Genomic DNA, 19,944 nt, shown 5'->3' on the forward strand with positions numbered 1-19,944 from the left:
AAGAAATCACACATCACACATTCAAGATATGGAGGGTAATCCCATGAAAAAACGTACACTGATCTCATTACTATTAATTCTCGTCATTGTGATTTCCGGCTGCAGTGTAAAAACAAAAACCGAATCCCAGGCGGAGACCGCACCAGCGGATACAACAGAAACTGCACAAAAACCGGCTGACATTGAACTGCTCGCCATGAGTTCTTCCGAAAATGATGTAAACATTGTCCGCGACCAACTGACCAAAAACGGCTTCAATGTGAAGCTGAACCTGCAGCCGGATTACGGCAGCTTCAAATCCCAGCAAGATGCAGGGAATTATGACATTGCCTTGTCCAGCTGGACAACGGTAACGGGAAATCCCGATTATGCGGTACGTTCCCTTTTCAAAACAGGTGGAGATTACAGTATCCTTGCAGATGCGGAACTTGATAAACTCATCGATCAGGCAGCTACTCAAACTCCAGATGAATACAAAGACACGTACAAACAATTGGAAGATCGCTTGGTAACGGATCAGGCGTATATCGCGCCTTTGTACATTTCCCTGAAAAGTCAGGCTGTGAACAAAGACATTCTGAATGTCGACACTGTTCGTCTCTCCAAATCCCGCGCCATGGCTTGGGAACCGATTGAGTTCAAGGACAGCTCCAAAAATGCCAAAGATCCGTTGATTCTGACGCAGAGTGCATCCGTACTGACTTCCCTTGATCCCATCAAAGGAAACGACGGCTCCATCAACCAGTTGAACACCAATATGTATGTACGTCTCGTTAACTTGACAGATGACGATCAGCTGACAGCAGAAGGATCTCTGTCCCATAATTTCAGTATTGCTGAAGGTAATTCGGACTACTACTTCATTCTCAGAGACGATATCAACTTTGCGAAGATTGATAACAAAAAAGCTGTAGATACAGGAGAACGTGTCGGTGCAGATGATGTGATCTTCTCCCTGGATCGTGCTAAAAATAAAGATTCCGTTCCGGATCACCGGACGTACAGTCTGCATGAACACATCAAAGAAGCTGAGGTTGTAACGGATCTGAGTGCATTACAATCCATTAAACAATCCAGCGGTAACGGCACAATCCTCGAAGCATTGGAACAAGGATTGGGCAGCAAAATTACCGAACTTGTGACTGACAAAACCAAAGCAGATAATAGTGCAGGTAAATATCAGGTCGTTAAACTGACAACAACTGAACCTTTCCCGCAAGTACTGAACTACCTGGCTCACCAATCTGCGGGTATCGTGTCCAAAAAACAGGTGGAGAGCATCAACACATATGATGTAGCTTCCTTTGACGTCAACAAAGATATTCCTTACGGTGATCAGAACACGGTGACTGAAGGCGCAGCATACAATAACACCCTTTATACTAGTGGACCTTATATTTTGTCTTATAAAAATGACTATGAAGGTGTATTCTTAAAAAATCCGGGATACCGCAAAGGCACTGAATATGCACCAAAAATTGCTCAGGTCAATGTCCGGTTCATCGCGGATGCAGACAGCGCCCTCTCTGCTCTTCGCAGCAGTGAAATTCACTTATACTACGGTGTACCTGAAACCAAGTATGATATCATCGAAAATGACAGCAAGCTGAAATTGCAAAGTCTTCCAAGTAACGCTGTCTCCTATCTGTTGTTCAACACGGCCAATCGTGAAGTTGCCAAGAGCAGTGACCTGAGAAAAGCTGTGCTGTACTCCATTAATCAAGATGAGATTTTGAGTTTCTACAAGAACAACAAACTCAAAGCATACTCTACAGTAAGCCCGCTCGTTCAGACTGGGAATGAATTGAAAGCTGATCCTGCAAAAGTAAAAGAATTCTTGAGCAACTATAACGCTTCAAAGTAAACGTATTACAAAAAAAGGTTGTCACCAGGATCATCTATTTGATCCTGATGGCAGCCTTTTTTATTCTTCCAGCACACGGCAATCTGCCAGAACATCGGGGTAATTCCGCATGCTGTCCGCTTCCGTAATTTTGCGAATAACTTTGCACGGTACGCCTGCTGCAAAAGAATGCGGTGGAATATCACGAGTCACCACGCTACCTGCTCCGATCACACAGCCGTCTCCAATCGTTACGCCCCCGCACACTGTGACGTTTGCCGAGATCCATACATCGTTACCAATCGTGACCGGTTTGGCATAACATAGCGACTTCACATCACCGTTCTGGTCCACCATATGTCTCCGCTCGCTGGCAATCATGGGGTGAATGGGGGTAACAATCGTAACATTGGGTCCAAAACTGGTATAGTCCCCGATCGTCACTTGCGCATCGTCTTGTATCGTCAGATTGTAATTACCGAAGAAGTGATCGCCTATCCGGGTATGCACACCATAATGAAAGAAGATGGGGCCTTGCATAAATCCACCTTCACCGATCTGCCCCAGTAGCTCTTGCAATATCTGATTCCTTTCCTCAGTCTGTTCTTCAAAGGTCTGACTGTAACGCTGACTGAGATTATGCGCCCGCCTTTTGATGGTCTTTAATTCCGGATCACTTGGACTAAACAACATGCCCTGCATGATTCTCTCTTCTTCACGCATCATGAATCCTCCTCTACAAGAGTTAGCTTATAAAATAAAAGCCACAGACATGGCCTGTGGGGTTATAACGCTTCTGATAGAATGCCTGACTTCAACGCCTGAAGCACCATTCCTCGTAACCCAGCATCAAAATCATGTTGGAACGAGTCCTGATGTACAATCTCCGGCAACGACGGCATGGGGTGATCCTTCCCGTACTGTTTCCACGCCAAATCCAGTTCTTCTCTCTCCACACGTTCCTGATAAATGACAATCTGGTGCGGGGCAACGACGGCATTAATCGTTTGCAGAATATGACATACCTGCACTACAAAATCATCTTTGCTCATGTCGCGTTTCCAATCAGGTGAATATGGAAGATACTTGATCTCACCAAACATCCCGTTTTTCCCCCGGATCATCTGTCCATTCAACATCATGCCCATACCCGGCGGGTATCGGTTCGGAAAATAAATTCCTGCTACACTCTGTTCCTTCATATCCGCATGCTGTGTACAGTATCCGCTAATCGCTGCATTAACATCATTCTCCACGAGAACGTTCAGTTGGAACTCGCTCTCGATCTCCCGTATCAGATGTGAATGGATAAGCTCTTCATGACTGCTCACCGTGATATCCCCATCCACGGCTTGCCCCGGAATACCGATGCCGATCATATCAATGGAAGGGTACTCCGCAACGAAACGCGCGATAAGTTGCAGCACATGTTGTTTATCAAAAGCAGGCAAGATGCTCTCTTCCTTCAGCACAACCTTATTCTCCAGATTCATGACCGTTGCCGAAATCAACTCCTGGCCTTTCATCTCTTTGATGTAAAGAACCAAAGCAAGCTTGAAGTTATAATTATATCGATAAGCCTGAGCAGGACGACCACCGTTAGAGGGAACCACTTTATCCTGGAACAACTCTCCGCCATCACATAATTCCTGAATCAGTGCATTAATGGTAACAACACTAAGATTGGTTAGTGAAGCTAATTGCGGTTTGGTCGCCGTCTCAATCTGCTGCATGACTTCACGCACATTATTCAAATTGATGTATTTCATCATTGTAGCGTTGGCTTTTTTCATAACCCTCTCGTTTCTACTTTGGTTCAATTGAGCCAAAGCAATGGTATGGATGTTATTTCACACCATATCATAACATAATGCCTTATTCGAACACATGAGTTCCATCGTGCTGGCACTGGATCGAAATCGGCAGAGCTACTTTGTTCACTCAAACAAATCATCCATTGACTTCACAGGCTTCACTTCAATCGGTTGTTTTGACAAGACCATACTGGCATAGGTACCAGCCCAAATTATAATTGCCATAATAACGTATACCATCCATGCACACCTCCCTGTTCCTGCAGATTTATGATTTTGCGATATTCATCATATGTGCTTATCTCTTTAATTAATAAATATACTTTATAAAGTGTATTACGTAAGTATGCGAGGATAATAGTTCTTTGTCAATATGATTTAGATTTATCCGAGCCCTTTTCAGTCCAAGGAACATGTGGACAACATGACTACAACAACACGTATCATCTCGATGCCCATAAAAAATAGCTGCCAAAAGAATCATTTAACGAATCTTTCGGCAGCCGTTTGTTCAATATACAAGCAATTTATTTTGAATAGGTTCGCTGTACAGCAGGCAATAAGGTCACAACTTGAATACCCACTCCCCATGCAAAATAGACCAAGTGAATAATAGAGACATCCTGAATCCAGTACACCTGCGCCATAATCCAGATGATGAGTGCAAACCCCGTGTACAAGGAAAAAGTCCAAGCCCAGTAGCGGTCAGGATAGAGATTCAGTCTCTCACCCAAGCCCCAATGAGCGTACCGGATGAGCGCAATAGCAATTATTGTAGGCATCACGCCAAGTACCAGCAATAGGATGATCCCCGGGAACAAAAAACTGGCAAACGGAGAATTCTCTAATAAAGATGCGGGCAAATTCACCATACTTCCAGATGGGTCTATGATTAAAATGACGCCTCCAACAATCGCCCCAATTCCCAGCATTCCATGCATCAAAATGAGTAACCACGATCTGCCTATACGCTGCTTCATCATGAATGGCTCCTTCCGTTCTCTCGTTTCTCAACTTCATATATGGAGGATTATGCTCAAACCCTCTAGTACCATTCTCACACATGCCGCGTATTGTTCCTGTGCTTCTTTTCACTATATAGATCTCGAAAATCATTCGTAATGGAAAAACTTGATAAAAGAACGTACGTTCGGTATAATGGGATTATCCTGAATAAGCGAGAGGCAGATATGGACGACAAATTTATTAAGGAATTACGCGAGATTAGTCGGGATGACAGACGAAGATCGGAATTTATGATTCAAGGTTTGAAGGAAACACTGCAAGAACGCAAAGAAGAAGGCATACTCAAGCGCTGGATACGGCGTAAGAAAACAGAAAAAAAAATCTCTCAAAGATTTAATCAAGATCCTCACTCGGATCAAAAGTAACAACATAAAAAGGAGGCGGAATACGCCTCCCTTGCTATTTACATAAGTGAATTATTTAGAATTCATTAGTTGTGACTTAACCCATAAGTTTGCCAAAGCACACATTTATGCTTCTAAATAAATCAAATCCTAGCTGAACTTGGTTCCTAATAAGCTTACTTGCCTCTTGCTAGTTAGCTAAATGAAAAAAGAGCAGCCTGCCAACCTGCAGTCTGCCCCGTGTTTTATGAACTAACGTTTCCCGTTAGCTTAATGAAGGATTATTGTAGCTGAGTAATAATTAGTTTACTATTATCGTCCATCAAAGTCCTTTAGTCCATGAAGAAATGGCCACCTAATGGTGACCAAAACTGCAGTGAAACCATCTCTACTTCTTACTAACCGGAATCCATACCTCACAGATTGAATCTTGATGCGTATCATCAATCCAGAAGTATTTCTCTATACATGGTCCTTCTACTTGTTCAAAATTCGTCGAGGGAAACCACTCGGAATAGATACGTTTCCAGATGTTCAGAATACCCAGTCCGATTTCAACATCGTCCCGAACCATCTCCCTACTGTCGAATACTGCATAAGTTTGACCAGGAACATGAAGGACAGTAAATTCATCCGGAATGTGCTTTCCATTCGGTAGTTCTGCTCCCATCAGATAGCGTTTTGTACCATCCTCATCAAAATCAAAATGATAACCGTACAGCAGTGATCCCGCTGGTCTTCCTGCCAAATCGTTAATCTGATCATGAATGCCATTCTTCCAAATTTCCTCCACAAACATGGGTATCTCTTTGTAGGCATCCATACGTATAGTAACCCTCTTACCAAAAACTGTTGATTCCATTTCCTCCACGATTCGATAATTCATCTCGGTTTCCCCTTTAATCTGAATTTGAAAGGAGATTCGAGGAAATGCTTTAAGTTTTACATTCAATTTCTTTGCCGCAAGAGGCGTAACCCCATGCATCCGTTGAAAAGCTTTCGTAAAAGCCGCCGGACTGTCGTAACCGTACTTAAGCGCGACATCAATGACTTTACAATCCGTTCCCGCTAACTCCTGCGCCGCAAGCGTAAGCCGCCTATTCCTCACGTACTGAGTTACAGTCACACCGGTTACTGCATGAAACATGCGCTGAAAATGATATTTTGAACTCATTGCTGACCTAGCAATGTCCTCAATCTCAATCGGCAAGTGCAAATGTTGTTCCACATAATCAATGGATTGACGAAGCAACTTAAGTATTTCCAAGATCCGCATCTCCTTTCTCCTACAGTGTAAAAGAACCGTTGAATATCTTCTTGTTTAGGAATGCTCCATTTTGTCTAGAAATTCAAGTACAAAACGAGAAATTTTGTATGTAATGCTTCAGCATGTAGCATTCCTGACCGATTAACAACCCATATTTTGATTTATATTAACACATATTGAAAGAGTTCTGCCCATTAGCTTAAGAAAAACAACTGTGGTGGCAAACTATTCTTGGACTATTCCTAAACTATCCTGCCCGTTAGTTGAACTAAAGCAGCCGATCACGTTGGTCAGATGCTTTGTTGGATTTATTGAGCTATCGTTTCCCGTTAGCGTAACGTTCTGTACTTCTACCTATGATACGGATCACCGTAATGAATCAAAACATAAAGTATCTTTTGATCACAAGATATACATATCAACATAAACAAAATCCCACTCCATGGCCGAGTGGGATTTTGAATAGAACTTCTCTTTTGTGGAACTATCGTTCCGCTAAATCAAGGAAGAGTAGTATTTCTAACATACTTCATTCCAACTCTAAAATTGATTCGCCACTAATTATCGTACCATTATTCTTACCCTCACAGATTTCTTTCATCGAACCTGGTTTATCGAAGTTAAACACATGCATTGGCAAATTGTAGTCTCTTGCCAAAATGAAAGCTGATTGGTCCATTACCTTTAAGTTGTGTTCTAAAACGTCGTTGTAATGAAGCGAACGAAATTTCTTTGCATTTTTATCAAATTTAGGGTCTGCATTAAGAACACCATCAACACCTTGCTTTGCAACTAATAAGGCGTCACAATTAACCTCGATGGCTCTTTGTACTGAAGGATAGTCTGTTGTAACGTAAGGTTGACCGTTCCCTCCTGCAAAAATTACAATATAGCCTTTCTCTAGATGGTGAACTGCTCTTAGACGGATGTATGGTTCTGCAACTGAAGTAATAGGTATAGCGGTCATTACCCGTACTTCCTTTTTGGTCTTGGCTTTAAGAACTCCACGAAGCATTAAACTATTTACTACAGTCGCAAGTGTTCCAATGTTGTCAGCTTCTGCCCTTTCTATCCCCCAGCTTTCCGCCATATTACCAAAATATTACCCCCACCAATAACTAATGATACTTCAACTCCTAAGTTTACTATTGACATAATTTCATCAGCGATTTGGTCCAATCTTTCCGGTTCAAAACCAAATTCAGAGTTTCCGGCTACTGCTCCGCCACTTAGCTTAACGAGAACTCTTTTATACCTTGACAATTAATACACCCCCATAAAATAAAAACACTAAAGCAATAAATGCTTTAGTGTCCTACAGGAATGGAAATATGAAATTACACAAGTCGACTGAATATAAGTCTTACTTTTCCACCTCATACCCCCACCCCTTCCATGTTTTTCCGTTAAGTAATTTTACATTACGTGAGGCTAAATTGCAATTACCGTCAATATTAAATCTGCAAGCAATTTCAATAAGTTATAGAATGATTTACGATGAGCCGTATCAAAGAGCTACCTTGCCACTATCCTGCCCATTAACTGAAAAACAGCCGACTATTTAGCCGGCTTTCTACTTGAGTATCATTCTGAGTTCTGTGCCTTATTTATCTTATAGCTTTTGATCTACCCCGTTTTACGGCAAAATGGCAAAAGACCGGACTGGAAAGCCAGATGCTTTCTCCGCTTTGGGTACAATATTGAAAATAACAGCTCCCTTGGCAGGCACCTGATCCAGGTTTGTTAACAGCTCGACCTGGTATGTATCCTGAGCAAGTACATAATATTCTGCCAGAAGTGCTCCATTCTTCTGATAATCCACCGCTGAATCCGTGTCAAAGGTTTCATGCCCAATGGCTTGTACTTTTCTCTCCTCAAATAAAAACATGAGCGCACTAACCGACCATCCGGGTGCATGACTGTTGCCCTCCGCATCCTTGTTATCAAATGTTTCATGGTTAGGCCAGCGTTTGCTCCAATCGGTACGTAAGGCTACAAAGCTTCCAGCTTCAATCACGCCATGCTCTCTTTCAAATTCAAGAATATGCTCCACATCCAGTGTGAAATCCGGATTGTTCTCTACTTCGGCAGACTGGTCAATGACCACAAGCGGGAGCACAAGCTCCTTCAAGCCCAACTCATCCAGATACCGGGTATCCCGAACGAAGTGGATCGGCGCATCAAGATGTGTCCCGTATTGACCCGGGAACTTGAAGCTCTGGGCAAAGAAACCTTGATTGTGATCAAACAACGTATCGAAATGTGCTGCTTCAAAAGCTGAAAAATGTGGGGAGTCCGGTCCAAATGTATGGGTCAGATCCACCCACTTCTTTTCTTTTAACAACTGAATGGCTTGAATGAGTTCGTTGGACATCCTAATCACCTCATGCACAGAATGGAATAAATTTCTCCTATTATATCTTATTCAACCACAATTGGGGAGCAGTCCCTATATTGGTTCTTAGGGCTGTTAATTTTCAAATTTATAAACTTCACTGACCATAGTTGTCAGTGAAGTTTTTTTATAATACGAGAGTAATCCAATCAATCATAAATAACAAAAGGAGAGTGTATGATGCAAACGAGGAACGTATATCTATATGTATTTGATACGATGTCAGACTGGGAGGTAGGTTATTTAACTGCTGAACTTAACTCGGGAAGGTATTTCAGGAAAGAGATCACGCCTTTGCAGGTCGTAACAGTAGGTGTAGATAAACATCCGGTAACTACCATGGGCGGATTGAACATCCTTCCCCATATTTCTATTGATGAATGTACATTGAAAGGTGATGACGTCATTATTCTTCCAGGAGGAAACACCTGGATGGACACCATCCATGATCCTCTATTAAAAAAAGTTGCTGCCTCTATAGAAGAGGGTACGGTTATTGCGGCGATTTGTGGTGCCACAGTTGCACTTGCAAAAATAGGGATACTGGATTCCAGACACCATACAAGCAATGATTTAGAATACCTGAAGATCATATGCCCAGATTATACTGGAGAAACATATTATGAAACGGAGCCAGCAGTAACCGATGGAAATGTAGTTACTGCATCTGGAATAGCTCCGTTAGAATTTACGATGCATGTGTTAAAGCTGTTGAATGTCTATACACCAGAAACATTACAGGCCTGGTTCAATCTGTATCAGACTCATGAGTCCACATACTTCTACCAGTTAATGAATTCTATTGCACCTGAATAACCAGTTTCCCGCGGGAATGATGGGTTTCACTCTTCTCGTGTGCTTCCCGTACTCCCTGTTGAGTTAGCGGGTACGTTCCATCAATAACCGATTTGAGTTTGCCTTCCGCAGCCAGTTCAGCCAGCTGATCCAGTTGATCCCCTTTGGGCTCCATCATGAAGACGTTGGCCGTTACTCCGGCTTTCTTGGCAAGCTTCTCATCCGGTTGTTCCACCAAGGATACCAGATGCCCGCCAGACTTTAACACCTTGAAGCTGTTACGCTGAATATCACCGCCCATGGTGTCCAGCACAACATCATAACCGGAGAGAATCTCCGAGAAATCTTCTTTTTTATAGTTGATAAAATGATCCACACCCAACGAGCGAAGCAACGCTTCGTTTGATTCACTTGCCGTGGAAGCCACTTCAGCGCCGAGGGACTTGGCAATCTGAATGGCATACGTTCCCACACCACCTGCACCAGCATGAATGAGTACCTTCTGCCCTTTGCCTAAACGTCCGTGATCCACAAGTGCCTGCCAGGCGGTCATCGCAGCCAGGGGGATCGCTGCCGCTTCCTCGAAACTCAAGTTCTCCGGTATACGGGCAATAATGTCGGCATCAACAGCAACATATTCTGCATAGGTTCCGAATTGACGCGGACGCGCAAATACCCGATCACCTTCTCTGAACCGCGTGACATTTGAGCCTGCTTCAGCCACAATACCGGCAACATCGCCGCCCAGAATCAACGGAAAATTCTCCGCTGCTTCTTTCATATCACCTTGTCTGATTTTGAAGTCTACCGGATTCACCGACGTGGCATGCGTTCGGATTAACACCTGATTCACTCCACATGTTGGCTTGGCTACTTCCTTTTCTTTCAATTGTTCCGCTCCACCAAATTCCTCAATCACAATTGCTTTCATTAGAGATCCCAGCCTTTCCATTGGATTATCGTTATGCTCTCCTCCATCATTACCCTTTCCCAGCAATCACTTGACCTATTCATTCAAATTCACAACAATTTGGGATTCACAAGCCCGTTCAACAATCGTGATATAATATCGATTATCGATTACGTTAAATCTTAATCCAATAACTGAACAAGCGAGGTAACACGATGGAAGTAGAAGTAAGTACATTACATGCATTTTCGGACAAGGCTCATGGCGGAAACCCTGCAGGTGTTGTTTTAAAAGCAGTGCATTTGTCTGAGACCCAGATGCAGGAGATTGCCAGACAAGTCGGTTTTTCAGAGACTGCATTTGTTATGCCCTCGGATCAGGCTGATTTCAAAGTGCGTTATTTCACCCCAAGTGATGAAGTCGATCTATGTGGACATGCCACAATTGCTTTATTTTATCTAATGAAGACACAGCAGCTCGTTAATGTTGGTACATATACACTGGAGACACTGGCCGGAATTCTTAAAGTTGATATCGCAGTCAATGGAGAAGTCTATCTGTCTCAGACGTTGCCGGAGTTTGGGGAGATCGTGGATCGACAGCAGATTGCCGACTCGTTACGTATTTCTATGGAGGATTTGCATTCCGAGCTACCTGTACAGATTGTGTCTACCGGGCTACCCGATATCATGATAGGCGTTAAAGATGTTGATGTTCTGACCAAAATCGATCCTGACTTCCAGCGTATCACTGAAATAAGCAAGGCTCATCATGCCATAGGTTATCACGTGTTTACACTCGAATCAGATGTTAATGACGTTCTGGCAGAATGCCGTAATTTTGCACCGCTTTATGATATACCGGAAGAGAGCGCAACAGGCACATCCAATGGTGCAATGCTCTGTTATTTATACAAGTACAACCAACTCACAGATCCTCATCATCACATGTACACGATCAGACAAGGGTATACAATGAACCGCCCCTCTGAGATCCGAGCCAGATTAACTTTGGACAATTCCAATGAAATCACACAGATTCAGGTTGGAGGTAGCGCAGTTCATATCAAAAACATTAAAATACACCTCCCTTAATGGGAGGTGTTTTCCGTACTTAGGATATGTAAACTATCTTATGCGAAGCAGTAGTAGCCTGGCCTGTGGTCATCATTGAATTTGTTGTAAAAATCGTAGTACCGCTACCTCCAACTGGTTCAGTCCTGGCTGCTCTATAGGAAAATGGCCTGCCCCTTCCAAGATCACACATTCCTTGTCCACCACCAGACGATCAAAAAAAGATTGGCTGAACCTGATCGGTGTCATGGGGTCCAGTTCAGGGTGAACCAACAGGGCCGGACACTGGTTGAACTGTTCCGGGCTTACCTCCGGTTTTTTATTAAGGAATGTTCTTAATAATTCCAACGGAATACGTGTAGCTGCCGCTTGTGGATCATCCATAATAAGCCGGGTTAAGTCCTTGTTATTAGTAATCAGTTGCATTCGGGATACCTGTTTGACCGAAATACGTACATGATCCAGCAGACCAGGGAACAGATCCATCATCCGTTTTCCCGCCCGACTCACCAGACGATTCGGCGCAAGCTGATCACGCATTTCCGGGTTACTCGTATCTACAAATGTAGTTGCGATCAGACCCTTAACGCGCTTGCTGCGTGCACTGGTGTGATAGGCAAGCATCCCTCCGATGCTACTTCCCAATACAACGATTGGCTTGCCATCTTTTTTGTGTTCCCGTTCGATGAGTGACACAAGTAGCTCTATCCAAAGTTCGTAGTTAATACGTGTACCAGACATTGCGTAACTTAACCCATACGGCGGAAGATCTGGCGATACCACCTCGTATCCATGTCGCTGCAACATGCGGGCATACGGAGCGAGCAACCTGCCATTGCCCCCCGCACCATGAATGGACAAAATTTTGATTGAAGACTCCGGCGCAGGCAAGCGATCGATATGCAGATGAACCCCATTTGACTCCCACCATTCTTCCTCAGGAGCTGTATGCTTTCCTAACCTCACTTCCTCCGGGAAAAAGGCCTGATACTGTTTCCAATAGGGATGTGTTGTCTGATATGAAGGCAAACTTTTTTTCATACGGTACATTCTCCTCTTTTCGTATACAAAAAAAGCCGTACAGTGTACGACTTTTCGTTAAGAATACGTCTATGACCATACTTCTTTTTATAACACCTTCCGTATATCTGTCAATCGGGAAACTGTACATTGCCCGGTACGATATATGCACCGCCTGACCCATCATTAGGCAGAGCCGGGATCGTGTCATTTAATACCTGACCGCGAATATCGGTAATACGAACGTTTAGTTTTTCTTTGCCCAGTCCGGTTCCGAGGAAATGATTATAGTCTTGCTTTTCAAGATTGAGCCACGTACCATCCTTCTGTTTCACTTCGAACTTCAGCACCGGATATTTGTGATTACGAACCTGAATGGCTGCCCACCACTGACTGCTGCCTTCCTTGATCCGATAGGAGACGTTGCCTTGAATTGGGGCTTTGACCACTTTCCAACTGATATTGATTTTGCCTGCCTTTGGGTCACCGATCAGGTTAAAGGCATTCGGTGAGAGATCCAGCGCTCCGCTGGCGCCCTCTGGATAGAGGTCTGTTACATAGACGGTTGTTTTGCCTTTAGGACCCTGCACCTCGAGATAGGCTCCCGCTAAAGCGGCTTTGACACCGTTATAATTGAGTTGGAACGGATTAAGTGCAGTAATCTTCATGTCCGCCGGGATGGGATCAAGCAACACCGCACCTCCCGAGTAACCTGAGCCCGTATACGTCGCGTAACCCTGATATGTATCATTCCATGCAGCAGATGCAGGTAGAGCAAATAATACGAGACTGAGCAACATCCCTGTACCGACCCATTTTAATCGTTGAAATCTACTTTTCTTGTTCATGAGCTATTCCTCCTCGTCATTCTACCTTCTGTTACACTGAAACATAAGTTGAACAAAAGAATATTTACACTTGCCACTCCGATGACAGAATAACCTTCCGATCACTGTTATCCCCAGATTTTTTGATTCAATTTTGCAAAGGTGAAAACCTGTTGATAAAGGCGAAGTACATGCTTACGAAGTAGCTTTCTTCCAGAAAGCTTTTAGCTCCGCTTCTTCAGGTCTCTTCTGTCCTCTACGTTCTCGTGTAAAATATCTATTCAACTGCTAGATTCGAATATAACATTATTTTACATAATAACTGTTTATTTTCAATCCCTATCTACCAAATCACATCTATAGTCCTGCCCGTGGACTTGAACATTCATGACCACGCACAAGATATGGATACATACCATAATTTGGTGAAATTGATATAATAACAAGCCTGTATTGGATGGGTTCCCAGTAATAAAAAAACGCCACACCCCGGAGTAATTTCGCTCTCCGAATGGTGTGACGCCTATTAAACACTACGGTCAGAATACCCGATCTGTTCAAGGACAGTCATTTGACTCAACCCGTTTCCCTTCGTTTCATCCGCTTCCTTAGTCGCTCATACGATGCGTAAATCCGCGGAGATTCTTTTGTCAGGATAGGACCCAGCACAGCCAGAATTAACACATACAACACGGCAAACGATTGGATGGATGCCATCAGCCCTCCGGCCTTGCCGATGTTCGCCATGATAATGGAGAATTCGCCCCGGGAGACCAGGGTAAAGCCCACATTCAACGAGGCCTTAGGGCTCATTCCAGCCAATCTGCCAGCGATCATACCTGCACCATAGTTACTGGCAATCGTCAGAATAACGGCAATAATCGTCATCCCAATAGCTCCGCCAAGTGAAGCCGGCTCGATGGTCAGGCCAAAGCTGAAGAAGAAAATTGCACCAAAAAAATCTTTGAAAGGCATGATCTGATGTTCAATCCGACTTACATGTCTTGATTCGCCCAGCACAAGCCCCATCATCAACGCTCCAATAGCTTCCGCTACATGCAGTGTCTCCGAGAAACCAGCCACCAGGAAGAGCAGTGTCATGACGGTAAGCAGAAACAACTCTGATGACTTGATATTCAGTGCCTTATCAATATATTTGATGCTTTTCCTGCCAATAATCAGGAACAGCACAATAAACAGCAGGGCAGACAGTGATACCAGCAGAACACTTAAGAATGAAGTTGCCCCGCTGAGCACAAGCCCAGTCAGGATGGAGATATGAATCGCGATGAACAAGTCATCGAACATGATCATGCCCATGATAATCTCTGTTTCAGGGTTTGCCGTTCGTTTCAGATCAACCAGCACTTTAGCTACAATGGCTGTAGAAGAGCTGGTCATGATCCCGCAGACAACAAGTGTCTCCTGAAGGGGCAGATCCATGAACCACCCCAACAGCAATCCAGAGACAAAATTCAGGCCTACATAGAACATGCCTCCGGTCAGAATGGCTTTACCAGACTTTAATAAACGGGAGACCGAGAACTCCAGACCCAGATAAAATAGCAAAAACAAAATACCAAGCCTGCCCATAAATTCAATAAAGGTCGAACTTTCGATAAAACGTAAATCCACTATGCCGATCTGTGGTGCATGTGGTCCAACAGCCATACCAATCAGGATATAGAAGGGAATGACCGAAAATCGTAATCGTGAAGATATCAGCCCAGTAAGTGTAATCAGCGCAACGGCAATTCCCACTTCGAATATGAGCATATCCATAGGCTAAGTCCGTCCATCAGTCAACAATTGTTTGAGATGTTTGATCTGATTTCGTTCGCCAGCAACTACAATTGTAGCTCCAGCGGTAAAAGCATAATCCGGACCTGGATTAAAATGCTTCTCCTTATCCTTGGTCACAACAGCGAGAATAACGGCGCCCGTAGCCTGACGGATATCTAGTTCACCAATCGTCATGCCTACACTTGCTGCGTGAGGCTCAATTCGTAGCCATTCGATTAACAGCCCTTCAAGCATCACTTCACGCTCATCCTGAAACTTCGGTTTATAAGTCATACCACCAACGATAGCGGCTACCGCCCGGGCTTCATCATCGTCCAGGGTGACAAGGGATACCATATCACCCACCTCTTCAGGCGTATCCCCTGACTCCATATGGAACAGGTCACGTCGCTCGTCGTTATGAATCACAATGACCAAGTGCTCACCACTACGGGTATGCAGCCAGTATTTACGTCCAATCCCTGGTAAGTCTGTCTCTTTAAAGTGCATGATCTGCACCCCCTAGGGCCGGCTCGTTCAAGGTTTCGCTCCTCAGCTCAATTCCCGTAATGCGGATTCTCATGGAACCTGATGGTGTATGAACAGACCTAACTTCCCCTTTACTGCCAAGCAGTAATTGACTCCCTACTGGAGAGAGGAAGGAAATACGACCCTCATCAGGATTGGTATCTTCTGGCATGACAATCATGAACGAATCTGACGTATGAAAATCGATATATTCAAAATCAATATGACTACCGATCAATACAGCCGAATCGAGATCTTCATCAGGGCCCAGGAGCAGTTTTTCCACATACTCCGTATATGCCGACAATTGTTTTTCTAATTGTATCCGCTCTGGATCGCGCACGTCGAAATAGGCGTCGAGAAATGTTCTTTTCTCTTCACCGAATGTAAATAGCTGGCTCACCAGCTTCTCTCTGCAATTATGGCGGGAAGTCCTATGGTTCATAATAGATTTCACCCCCTATACAAGCCTTGTTCTCCATGTTGATTGGCATGTTTCTCTTCATCATCTTGTTTTCCTCCTTTTTATTATAAAAAGACCCCGGGATACGAGACCTTCTTACCATCTTACCAAAACTAATATTTTAATCCAGTATATTCGTCTAACTTGCTTTTTTATTATCATTTGTGGTCATATCTTCCATTTAATAACTTAATTCTTCACATCATATGGTAGATCCATAGAACATTTTAATTACGGCATAAAAAACATTTTATGGATTTTCATCTCGTATTTTTATTTGCTTTACTGTATATTTAACTACAAACTTTTATGCAATTTATACAAATAAGCATCTACAGACTTTAACACAATAAAGGAGTGCATCGAAAAAGTGTCCACGATAACAAAAGAAACTACAGAGTCCGTTCAAGTTACTGCCGCAGATTATGTTCATTCCGTTTACGAGTCGGTTGTCGCCAGAAATCCGCATGAAGATGAGTTCCATCAGGCTGTCAAAGAAATTCTGGATTCCCTTATTCCTGTTATTGAAGCACACCCCAAGTATAGGAACCATAGTCTGCTGGAACAGCTTGTTGAACCCGAACGTGTAATCACATTCCGTGTCCCATGGGTAGATGATCAGGGCAAAGTTCAGGTTAACCGTGGATTCCGGGTGCAATTCAACAGTGCCATTGGCCCTTACAAAGGCGGACTTCGCTTCCATCCTTCTGTATACTCGGGCATCATCAAGTTCCTTGGCTTCGAACAGATCTTCAAAAATGCTTTGACCGGTCTGCCCATTGGCGGTGGTAAAGGCGGTTCTGACTTCGATCCCAAAGGAAAATCGGATCTGGAAGTGATGCGTTTCACGCAAAGCTTCATGACTGAGCTTTACAAATATATCGGTTCCGATACGGATGTACCGGCAGGTGACATTGGTGTAGGCGCAAGGGAAATCGGTTACATGTTCGGCCAATACAAACGTATTCACGGCGGGCATGAAGCAGGCGTTTTGACAGGTAAAGGACTGCTGTACGGAGGAAGCTTGGCACGTAAGGAAGCGACTGGCTTCGGCTGTGTGTACTTTGTAAAGGAGATGCTGCAATCCAAGGGTCTCAGCTTCCAAGACAGCACAGTCGTTGTCTCCGGCTCTGGTAATGTGTCCATCTATGCCATTCAGAAGGCACAGGAGCTTGGAGCTACAGTCGTGGCGTGTAGTGACTCAGGTGGCTACATACACGATCCACAAGGCATCAACCTGGATACCGTGAAACGTCTGAAAGAGGTTGATCGTCTTCGCATCAGCGAATACATCAAAGAACATCCGCATGCTACATATACCGAAGGCTGTGAAGGCATCTGGTCTATCCCTTGTGATATTGCTCTTCCATGTGCAACGCAAAACGAGATCGATGAAGAAGCTGCAGGCCTGCTGGTTAAAGGTGGCGTGAAGGCCATTGGCGAAGGCGCGAATATGCCTTCCACCCTGGCTGCCATTGACGTCTTCCACGGCGCAGGCGTGCTGTTTGGTCCAGCCAAAGCGGCTAATGCCGGAGGTGTAGCCGTGTCTGCTCTTGAAATGTCACAGAACAGCATGCGGTTGTCCTGGTCATTTGAAGAAGTAGACGCCAAGCTGCATGACATCATGAAGAACATCTACACCAGTTGTGTAGAAGCTGCTGAAGAGTATGGCTGTGAAGGTAACCTCGTAGCCGGAGCGAATATCGCCGGTTTCCTCAAAGTAGCCGATTCCATGATTGCTCAAGGTGTGGTTTAATTCATCTCTCACTAATCTATACGGAATGAATAAGGGCAGTTCCCCGTAAATTCGGAGAACTGCCCTTATTGGTATTGTTACATAATTATATTGAAATGCTATTGCTCTGACATATCATACGTTTTTATTTTACAGTGATCAAAGCTTCACCATGTTCGATGTTACCTTGTTGTTTAGCCTGAATGTCTGTGTAAATAGCTGTATTCGATACGATCACAGAGGTCATTATATCCAGCCCTGCGGCTGTAATGCCCTCCAGATCGAACTCCACCAGCTTGTCTCCTTTGCGAACAGTATCGCCATCAGAGACATATGAAGTAAAATGCTTGCCTTTGAGCGTCACGGTATTGATACCCACATGAATCAAAATCTCCACGCCATCCTCAGACAACAGTCCAATGGCATGTTTCGTCTTGAAAATCGTAACCACTACACCATCGAACGGGGCATATGCCACACCCTTTGTCGGAATGATCGCCGCTCCTTGACCCATGGCTCCACTAGAGAACGCCTCATCCCCGACCTCTGTCAACGGAATCAGTTGGCCCGTCAGCGGGCTGGACACGATCTTCTCTACATACACTTCCGTAGTTGCCTGAACTGGAGTCGTGGCAGAAACATCACCAGCAGATTCTTTGTCATCCGATGATATACGGTTTGGTTGCACCTGTTCTGCTTTTTCCAGCTTCATTGAAGCAGAAGACGTGGCTGCATTTTTGTAACCGAACATGTACGTCAGAATAAAGCCCAATACAAAGGCGATCAGGACAGAAAGAATGAAACCAATGAATCCGGTATCAATTCCATTAGGATTAATGAACAACGGAATACCGAACACCCCTGCACCAAAGCCATACGCAGTAGAACCCATGAAACCAGCGACAGATCCTGCGATACCACCTGCAATGGAAGCCATAATAAACGCTTTTTTTGCCGGTAATGTTACACCGTAAATGGCGGGTTCCGTTACACCCATGAGGCCTGAAATTGTCGCAGACATCGCAATCGGCTTCAACTTCTTATCCCGGGTTTTGATCGCAATTGCAAATGCTGCCCCGGTTTGGGCAAACGTAGTAGCATACAACATACCATTGATTGGATCGAATCCGTTTGTTACCAAATTATTTAGCAGGATGGGAATAAATGCCCAGTGTAACCCAAAAATAATAATGGTTTGCCAGAGGCCAGCCAGAAGCAATCCGGCAACAATAGGGCTTAGCCCGTAAGTCCACATTGCTCCTTTGGCCAAATAGTCACTGATTAGCGTTGCTACCGGCCCCACTGCCATAAAAACAACCGGGGTAATTACTGTCAGTGTAACCAGCGGTACGGCAAACATTCTAATGGGAGAAGGAGATATTTTTGTAACCCATCTCTCGAAATTTGCTGCCAGATAAGAAGCAATAATAATTGGAATAACCGATTGTGTATAGTTGATTAAAATGACCGGAATGCCCAGAAAGGACATGCCTGTCCCTGCCGTAGCGGCAGCGGTCATCGTTGGATATACGAGTGCAGCACCAATGGTTGCAGAGATAAATGGATTACCTCCAAACTTTTTCCCTGCAGAGAACCCAAGCAGAATCGGGAAGAAGTAGAACAGTGCATCTGCGGTTGCAAACAATATCTTGTATGTGCTCATGTCTTCCGTAAGCCATTTCAACGTACTGAACAGGGCTAGCAACCCTTTGAGAATACCCGCTGCCGCGAGCACACCGATTACCGGCATAAATACGCCAGATATCACGTCAACAAAGCGATTGAACAGACCATGCTTATCTCCTTGCCCCTTTTGTTCTGAAGTGGCTGACATCGGTTCTTTTCCCATTATTCCTATCAGGGACTCATAGACTTTGGGAACTTCATTGCCGATGACCACCTGGAACTGGCCACCACTCTCCACAACAGTGAGTACTCCGTCAATCTTCTTGATCTCTTCCTTGTTGGGTGCCTTCATATCTTTCAGGTTGAATCGGAGACGAGTTACACAATGAATGACGTTATTGATATTATCATTGCCACCGACGGCGCTGAGAATTTCCTTTGCTGTTTGGTCGTGATTCATGTCATATACTCCTTTACATGGATGCCGTAATATCTT

17 protein-coding genes and 1 pseudogene are annotated in these 19,944 nt (G+C 44.2%); 5 read left to right on the forward strand and 13 right to left on the reverse strand.

Going from position 1 to position 19,944, the window contains the following annotated elements:
* Nucleotides 1-43 precede the first annotated feature (43 nt).
* Nucleotides 44-1,864 (forward strand): ABC transporter substrate-binding protein, encoded by a 1,821-nt coding sequence (locus QNO02_RS22370; RefSeq protein ID WP_289390032.1) that lies wholly within the window; start codon nucleotides 44-46, stop codon nucleotides 1,862-1,864.
* Nucleotides 1,865-1,924: 60 nt separating this feature from the next.
* Here the strand turns inward: QNO02_RS22370 and QNO02_RS22375 are convergent, their stop codons facing one another.
* From QNO02_RS22375 to QNO02_RS22385, 3 genes are all read right to left on the reverse strand, one after another.
* On the reverse strand, nucleotides 1,925-2,569 hold the full coding sequence (locus QNO02_RS22375) for a sugar O-acetyltransferase (protein ID WP_289390034.1): 645 nt from the start codon (nucleotides 2,567-2,569) through the stop codon (nucleotides 1,925-1,927).
* A gap of 59 nt (nucleotides 2,570-2,628) precedes the next feature.
* Nucleotides 2,629-3,636, reverse strand: a complete 1,008-nt coding sequence (locus tag QNO02_RS22380) for an ROK family protein (protein ID WP_289390035.1) — start codon at nucleotides 3,634-3,636, stop codon at nucleotides 2,629-2,631.
* A gap of 548 nt (nucleotides 3,637-4,184) precedes the next feature.
* A complete protein-coding gene (locus tag QNO02_RS22385) occupies nucleotides 4,185-4,640 on the reverse strand; it encodes a hypothetical protein (protein ID WP_289390036.1) in 456 nt (151 codons plus the stop codon).
* A gap of 207 nt (nucleotides 4,641-4,847) precedes the next feature.
* On the opposite strand from QNO02_RS22385, the gene QNO02_RS22390 reads away from it, so the two are divergent.
* Nucleotides 4,848-5,048 carry a hypothetical protein gene (locus QNO02_RS22390; protein ID WP_026080945.1) on the forward strand — a complete coding sequence of 67 codons (201 nt, stop codon included), beginning with the start codon at nucleotides 4,848-4,850 and terminating at the stop codon, nucleotides 5,046-5,048.
* 367 nt (nucleotides 5,049-5,415) lie between these two features.
* Here the strand turns inward: QNO02_RS22390 and QNO02_RS22395 are convergent, their stop codons facing one another.
* From QNO02_RS22395 to QNO02_RS22405, 3 genes and pseudogenes are all read right to left on the reverse strand, one after another.
* Nucleotides 5,416-6,303 (reverse strand): AraC family transcriptional regulator, encoded by an 888-nt coding sequence (locus QNO02_RS22395; RefSeq protein ID WP_289390037.1) that lies wholly within the window; start codon nucleotides 6,301-6,303, stop codon nucleotides 5,416-5,418.
* Nucleotides 6,304-6,823: 520 nt separating this feature from the next.
* A pseudogene (pyrH, locus tag QNO02_RS22400) lies at nucleotides 6,824-7,557 on the reverse strand (UMP kinase).
* Nucleotides 7,558-7,930: 373 nt separating this feature from the next.
* Nucleotides 7,931-8,668: a cyclase family protein gene (locus tag QNO02_RS22405; protein ID WP_289390038.1), complete on the reverse strand. Its 738-nt coding sequence runs from the start codon at nucleotides 8,666-8,668 to the stop codon at nucleotides 7,931-7,933.
* Between the two features lie 201 nt (nucleotides 8,669-8,869).
* Between QNO02_RS22405 and QNO02_RS22410 the strand changes: the two genes are divergently transcribed.
* Nucleotides 8,870-9,505 carry a type 1 glutamine amidotransferase family protein gene (locus tag QNO02_RS22410; RefSeq protein WP_091028018.1) on the forward strand — a complete coding sequence of 212 codons (636 nt, stop codon included), beginning with the start codon at nucleotides 8,870-8,872 and terminating at the stop codon, nucleotides 9,503-9,505.
* Here QNO02_RS22410 and QNO02_RS22415 read toward each other — a convergent pair.
* Complete coding sequence (locus QNO02_RS22415) at nucleotides 9,489-10,415, reverse strand: NADP-dependent oxidoreductase (RefSeq protein ID WP_289390039.1); 927 nt, start codon at nucleotides 10,413-10,415, stop codon at nucleotides 9,489-9,491. The two genes, QNO02_RS22410 and QNO02_RS22415, sit on opposite strands and share 17 nt — an antisense overlap.
* Before the next feature lie 194 nt (nucleotides 10,416-10,609).
* Between QNO02_RS22415 and QNO02_RS22420 the strand changes: the two genes are divergently transcribed.
* A complete protein-coding gene (locus QNO02_RS22420) occupies nucleotides 10,610-11,488 on the forward strand; it encodes a PhzF family phenazine biosynthesis protein (RefSeq protein WP_289390040.1) in 879 nt (292 codons plus the stop codon).
* Between the two features lie 72 nt (nucleotides 11,489-11,560).
* Here the strand turns inward: QNO02_RS22420 and QNO02_RS22425 are convergent, their stop codons facing one another.
* From QNO02_RS22425 to QNO02_RS22445, 5 genes are all read right to left on the reverse strand, one after another.
* A complete protein-coding gene (locus QNO02_RS22425; RefSeq protein WP_289390041.1) occupies nucleotides 11,561-12,508 on the reverse strand; it encodes an alpha/beta hydrolase in 948 nt (315 codons plus the stop codon).
* 110 nt (nucleotides 12,509-12,618) lie between these two features.
* Nucleotides 12,619-13,335, reverse strand: coding sequence for an expansin ExlX (gene exlX, locus QNO02_RS22430; RefSeq protein ID WP_091028013.1), 717 nt, complete (start codon nucleotides 13,333-13,335; stop codon nucleotides 12,619-12,621).
* 555 nt (nucleotides 13,336-13,890) lie between these two features.
* Complete coding sequence (locus QNO02_RS22435; protein WP_133385752.1) at nucleotides 13,891-15,096, reverse strand: cation:proton antiporter; 1,206 nt, start codon at nucleotides 15,094-15,096, stop codon at nucleotides 13,891-13,893.
* Nucleotides 15,097-15,099: 3 nt separating this feature from the next.
* The gene (locus tag QNO02_RS22440; protein ID WP_036617317.1) at nucleotides 15,100-15,606 is read right to left on the reverse strand and encodes a cation:proton antiporter regulatory subunit; all 507 of its coding nucleotides are present in this window, start codon (nucleotides 15,604-15,606) and stop codon (nucleotides 15,100-15,102) included.
* Nucleotides 15,596-16,069, reverse strand: a complete 474-nt coding sequence (locus QNO02_RS22445) for a GreA/GreB family elongation factor (protein WP_091028010.1) — start codon at nucleotides 16,067-16,069, stop codon at nucleotides 15,596-15,598. The genes QNO02_RS22440 and QNO02_RS22445 overlap by 11 nt, the downstream gene beginning before the upstream one ends.
* Nucleotides 16,070-16,457: 388 nt before the next feature.
* Here QNO02_RS22445 and gdhA point away from each other — a divergent pair, with 388 nt between their 5' ends.
* Nucleotides 16,458-17,843 (forward strand): NADP-specific glutamate dehydrogenase, encoded by a 1,386-nt coding sequence (gdhA, locus tag QNO02_RS22450; RefSeq protein ID WP_249912012.1) that lies wholly within the window; start codon nucleotides 16,458-16,460, stop codon nucleotides 17,841-17,843.
* A 124-nt stretch (nucleotides 17,844-17,967) separates the two neighbouring features.
* Here gdhA and QNO02_RS22455 read toward each other — a convergent pair whose 3' ends face one another.
* Entirely contained in the window at nucleotides 17,968-19,908 is a 1,941-nt protein-coding gene (locus QNO02_RS22455; RefSeq protein WP_249912011.1) for a beta-glucoside-specific PTS transporter subunit IIABC, read from the reverse strand.
* Between the last annotated feature and the right edge of the window lie 36 nt (nucleotides 19,909-19,944).

The sequence above is a fragment of the Paenibacillus sp. PK1-4R genome, assembly GCF_030369595.1.
In the GTDB taxonomy this organism is placed as follows: domain Bacteria; phylum Bacillota; class Bacilli; order Paenibacillales; family Paenibacillaceae; genus Paenibacillus.